Consider the following 3,992-nt stretch of genomic DNA (forward strand, 5'->3'; position numbering starts at 1 on the left):
GGCCCGCCGTCGGGCAGGAGGGGCGAGCGTGGTCGCGTTACGCCGCGACCGCCGACCACGGCGCGCGCGTCCAGGTGGTGTTCACGAGGCCGCAGGTCGGCTGGGTGGGGCCCACGGAGCGCGAGGCGCGCGCGGCCGGGATCCCCGTCGAGGCCGTGTCGTACGACCTGTCGTGGATGGCGGGCGCGAGCGTGGACGGCCCCGGGTACACGGGGCGGGCCCAGGTGCTGGTCGACACGCAGCGGCGGGTGCTGGTGGGCGCCACCTTCGTGGGGCCCGACGCCGGCGAGATGCTGCACGCCGCGACCATCGCCGTCGTCGGCGAGGTGCCGCTCGACCGGCTGTGGCACGCGGTCCCGGCGTACCCGACGGTGAGCGAGGTCTGGATCCGGTTCCTGGAGTCCTACGGCCTGTGATCTGCCCCTGACCCGGGCCACCAACCCTTTCGAGGCCTAAGTTTCTTCGCTCTGAGGCCGCTCAGAGCGAAGAAACTCAGGCCTCGAAAGGGAACTGCGAGCGGCAGGTCAGCTCGTCGGGGTGAGCGACCCGTCCGAGCTGAAGACCAGGCCGAGCGTCACCTCGCCCTGCTGCAGCGCGGACTTGGTCAGCGGGCCGCCGGCGTCGAGCGAGCGGAACTCCGCGAACTCCAGGCCGTAGGTCTCCTCCAGGCCCGGCTGGCAGAACGGGCGCTCCGTGCACTCCGGCGGGCCGCCGAGCACCAGGCCACCGCACGCCTCGGCGAGCGAGCTGAGCGTGGTGAGGCCGTGCTCGTCCGCGAACGCCTTGGTCACGGCGAAGGCGTTCTGGTCCTGCGCGGGGGACGGCTGACCGAACACGAGGCCGACCTCCTCGCCCAGGCCTGTGAGGCCTTCGACCGTCGCGTCGAGGTCGCTGCTCGCGACCGGCTCGGCGTCGGCCCCGTTGACGTCCTTGTTGATGAACTCGGTCAGCGTGCCCACGTACTCGGGGATCACCTGGACCTGCTTGCCGTCCTCCAGCGCGGGGAGGTAGGCCTCGCGGTTGCCGATGGTGGTGACCTCGGCGTCGTACCCGGCGGCGTTCAGCACCGTCGCGTAGATGGTGCCGAGCGTGGCGCTCTCGGCGAAGTCGGCGGCGCCGACGACGACCTTGCCGCTGCCGCTCTGCTCGGGATCGTCGAGTCCGGCGTCGGCCACGAACTCCTCGGCGACCTCCTTCGAGGTGCGGCGGTCGACGTCGACGGCCTTGTTCAGGCCGATGAGGGTGTCGGTGTCGAGCGCCGCGGAGACGGTGTCGAGCAGCGGGATCAGCGTGTCGTCGCCCTCCACCGCTGCCGCGTTCACGGCCGGGATGATGTTGTCGACGGTCTGGAGCTGCTTGTCGTCCTCGAGCACCACCAGCTCGTCGCCGGGGACCGCCTCGCAGGCCGCGAGGCTGCTGCCGCCGGTCTCGCTGCCCCCGCCCCCGCCCCCGGCCGAACCGGGTTCGCCGCAGGCGGTCAGGAACGCGAGGGAGACGACGGCTGCCGCGGCGCCGAGCGCGCGGGGCAGGGATACGTGTGTGCGGGGGAACTTCATCGAATGTCTCCGAACGTGGGTGGCGTACAACTGTTCTACCGCTTCGATCTGTCCCATTCGACCCCGGTGAGCGGTCGATGGCAAGGGATAAACCCGCTCGTGAGGATGTCGTTACATTAGGCCGTCCTGCGGCTTCTAGCCCGCGCGGACCCGCAGCGGCGCCGGCGTGGTCAGGCGCTGGCCGATCGCGAGCACACCGTCGATCGCGAGGCACAGCCCCGCGACCACGATGCCGCCCGCCAGCACCTCGCCGTACCGCTGCGTGCCCATGCCGAGCGCGATGATCTGGCCCAGGCCGCCGCCACCGGCCAGGGCGGCGAGCGGGATCGTGGCGACGACCTGCACGATCGTCACCCGCAGGCCCGCGGAGACCAGCGTCGTGGCCAGCGGCAGCTCGACCTGCAGCAGGATGCGCCCGTCGCTCATGCCCATGCCGCGCGCGGCGTCCTTGGCGTCGGGGTCGGCGCCGCGCACGCCCTCGTAGGTGTTGACCAGCAGCACCGGTACGGCGAAGAACGCCGCGGCGATCACGGTGGCGGTGTTGCCGAACAGCCCGCCCGCGGCGAGCAGCAGGATGATGCCCAGCGTCGGCAGCGCGCGGGACGCGTTCGTGAGCCAGACGACGGTGCCCGCGCCCCGGCCGCTGTGCCCCAGCCAGGCACCGGTCGGGATGGCGACGGCGGCGGCGACGGCCACGGCGATCGCCGTCATGACCAGGTGCTCGCCCGCGAGCTCGAGGATGCCGCCGGGCTCGGTCCAGGTCAGGGGGTCGTTCAGCCAGACGATCGCCTCCTGGAGGACGCCGGTGGGGGCGCTCATGCGGCCCTCCCGCGCAGCCAGGGGGTCAGGAGTCTGCCGACGGCCCACAGGGCCAGGTCGAGCACGAGCGCGAGCGCGATGGTCGCGAGCGTCGCCGTCATGATCTCGGCCCGGTAGAAGTTGTTGCGGAAGCCCTGGAACATGAGCTGCCCCAGCCCGCCGTACCCGACGACGACGCCCACGGTCACGAGCGCGACGGTGGACACGGTGGCCAGCCGCAGGCCGGCGATGATGCTCGGCAGCGCGCTCGGCATGGCCACCTGCACCAGGAGGCGGCCGGGGCCGTAACCCAGCCCGCGGGCGGCGTCGGTGACGGCGGGGTCCACGGTCGACAGCCCCGCGACCGTGTTGCGCAGGATGATCAGCAGCGCGTACACCACCAGGCCCACCAGGACCGGTGTGCGGCCGATCCCGAGCAGCGGCGCCAGGATCGCGAACAGCGCCAGGGACGGCACCGTGTACATGACGGCCGCCGTGCCGAGCACCGGCCCGGCCAGCCACCGCGACCGGGAGACCAGTGCCCCCAGCGGGATGGCGATGGCGGCCGAGATCGCGACCGCCTCGATCGTCAGGCCGGCGTGCTCGACGGTGCGCTGCCAGATCAGGGGCGCGTTGTCGACCACGTACGACCAGGAGAACCACGGGTTGCCGGGCATGCCGTAAAACCTATCGTGCCCGTCACCCGGTAGGTTCGAGCACATGGCTTCTCGCACCGTGATCGAGCTCGACACCGTCCGCAAGGAGTTCGGGAGCGGCACCGTCGCCGTCGAAGGACTCAGCCTCTCCGTGCGCGAGCACGAGGTGCTCGCCCTCGTCGGCCCGTCCGGCTGCGGCAAGTCCACCACGCTGCGCATGGTGAACCGGCTGGTGGAGCCGACGTCGGGCCGGATCCTGCTCGACGGCGAGGACGTCACCAACAGCAACCCCGTGGCCCTGCGGCGCCGCATCGGCTACGTGATCCAGAACGTCGGGCTGTTCCCGCACCGGACGGTCGAGGCGAACATCGCGACCGTCCCCGGCCTGCTCGGCTGGGACCGGCGGCGCACGCGGGCGCGCGTGGCCGAGCTCCTGGACCTCGTGGGTCTGCCCGCCGCCACGTACGCGAAGCGGTACCCGCACGAGCTGTCCGGCGGTGAGCGCCAGCGCATCGGCGTGGCACGGGCCCTGGCGACGGACCCGCCCGTGCTGCTGATGGACGAGCCGTTCGGCGCCGTCGACCCGGAGTTCCGCCGGCACCTGCAGACCGAGTTCCAGCGCATCCAGCAGGAGACGGGCACCACGGTGATCCTCGTGACGCACGACATCGACGAGGCCGCGCGCCTCGGCGACCGCATCGCCGTCCTGTCCCGCGGCGGCAAGCTGGAGCAGGTCGCGAGCCCGCTCGCGGTGCTGGCCCACCCGGCGTCGGAACGGGTGCGGGACTTCATCGGCGACGGCGCGGCCTCGCGGATGCTCTCGCTCGCCCGGGTGGAGACGACCGACCTGGACGGCGCCGACCGGATCGTCCAGCCAGCGCCCGCTCCCGTGCGGCTCGGCGCGCGCCTGACCGACGCTTTCGAGGCGGTGGCGGCGCTGCCGGCGTCGGCCATGGGGCGCGTGCCGGTGGTGGGGGAGACG

Annotated in this window: 4 protein-coding genes and 1 pseudogene; 2 read left to right on the forward strand and 3 right to left on the reverse strand. The window is 72.6% G+C overall.

All coding sequences use genetic code 11. From position 1 onward, the window contains the following. Positions 1-416, forward strand: a pseudogene (locus PROKR_RS10475) (pyridine nucleotide-disulfide oxidoreductase); the annotation flags it as partial. Positions 417-524: 108 nt separating this feature from the next. Here PROKR_RS10475 and PROKR_RS10480 read toward each other — a convergent pair. The 3 genes from PROKR_RS10480 to PROKR_RS10490 all read right to left on the reverse strand — a co-directional run bounded on the left by PROKR_RS10480 (position 525) and on the right by PROKR_RS10490 (position 3,031). Beyond that, the gene (locus PROKR_RS10480; protein ID WP_036962879.1) at positions 525-1,556 is read right to left on the reverse strand and encodes a glycine betaine ABC transporter substrate-binding protein; all 1,032 of its coding nucleotides are present in this window, start codon (positions 1,554-1,556) and stop codon (positions 525-527) included. Positions 1,557-1,691: 135 nt separating this feature from the next. Further along, the gene (locus tag PROKR_RS10485; protein ID WP_020013239.1) at positions 1,692-2,375 is read right to left on the reverse strand and encodes an ABC transporter permease; all 684 of its coding nucleotides are present in this window, start codon (positions 2,373-2,375) and stop codon (positions 1,692-1,694) included. After that, positions 2,372-3,031: an ABC transporter permease gene (locus PROKR_RS10490; protein WP_036962881.1), complete on the reverse strand. Its 660-nt coding sequence runs from the start codon at positions 3,029-3,031 to the stop codon at positions 2,372-2,374. Before PROKR_RS10490 ends, PROKR_RS10485 begins: the two co-directional genes overlap by 4 nt. A gap of 43 nt (positions 3,032-3,074) precedes the next feature. Here PROKR_RS10490 and PROKR_RS10495 point away from each other — a divergent pair. Next, positions 3,075-3,992: ABC transporter ATP-binding protein (locus PROKR_RS10495; protein ID WP_036962915.1), on the forward strand; the 918-nt coding region annotated here is incomplete at its 3' end.

The organism is Promicromonospora kroppenstedtii DSM 19349 (assembly GCF_000515355.1).
GTDB lineage: Bacteria > Actinomycetota > Actinomycetes > Actinomycetales > Cellulomonadaceae > Promicromonospora > Promicromonospora kroppenstedtii.

Excerpts from the sequence above, each read along its gene's own strand:
- PROKR_RS10480 (WP_036962879.1), bottom strand. The coding sequence starts at position 1,556 with ATGAAGTTCCCCCGCACACACGTATCCCTGCCCCGCGCGCTCGGCGCC.
- PROKR_RS10485 (WP_020013239.1), bottom strand. The coding sequence starts at position 2,375 with ATGAGCGCCCCCACCGGCGTCCTCCAGGAGGCGATCGTCTGGCTGAAC.
- PROKR_RS10490 (WP_036962881.1), bottom strand. The coding sequence starts at position 3,031 with ATGCCCGGCAACCCGTGGTTCTCCTGGTCGTACGTGGTCGACAACGCG.